At 50.9% G+C, this 527-nt stretch carries 1 pseudogene; it reads right to left on the bottom strand.

Annotation, left to right across the window (positions count from 1 at the left end):
- A pseudogene (locus tag DVK01_RS22720) lies at positions 1-477 on the bottom strand (hypothetical protein); the annotation flags it as partial.
- Positions 478-527 lie beyond the last annotated feature (50 nt).

Raw genomic sequence — 527 nt, 5'->3', positions numbered from 1 at the left:
CCACTCTCCACTTTCGATACCAACCCTCACCACAGACCCCGTTCCTTGTTTGAAAAGAGCGACGTGATTTGTCCCAGACGTAGAGTTGACACGAAACGCGAAAGAAACGTTCGTCGAGCCAGTGTATGATTGATTTAAGTTCCGTCGAACTACCTCATTATCAAGGTCGGTGTATTTCGCTGAGTGCGTGCCATTATACACTATTTGTGTTTGTGCGGCAAACCGATCTTGGGCATTAGTCCATTCAGACACATCACCATCTTCGAATCCGTCGAATAACCGGCCAGAGAGCCCAACATATGAGCTTTCGCCGGTGTCTCTGACGACTGTGTTCGTCAGCTGCCCATCTCCGAACTCAGTGTCTGTCGTATGCTGACTCCCAATAGTAAGGTTCGTCGACGCGGCGGTCGCTGGTGCAACGCTTATGACAAGGAATGACGCGATGATTGCGAAGATGATGCCTGAACGACGCTGCATCAGCTTGCACCTCCAGAGACTGCCGTGAGGTAGATCATCGACAGCACAGT

Origin of the sequence: Haloarcula sp. Atlit-120R, assembly GCF_003665885.1 — an archaeon.
GTDB classification, from domain to species: domain Archaea; phylum Halobacteriota; class Halobacteria; order Halobacteriales; family Haloarculaceae; genus Haloarcula; species Haloarcula taiwanensis.
Note: the sequence above shows the minus strand (reverse complement) of the source record. Positions and strands in the feature narration are given on the sequence as shown.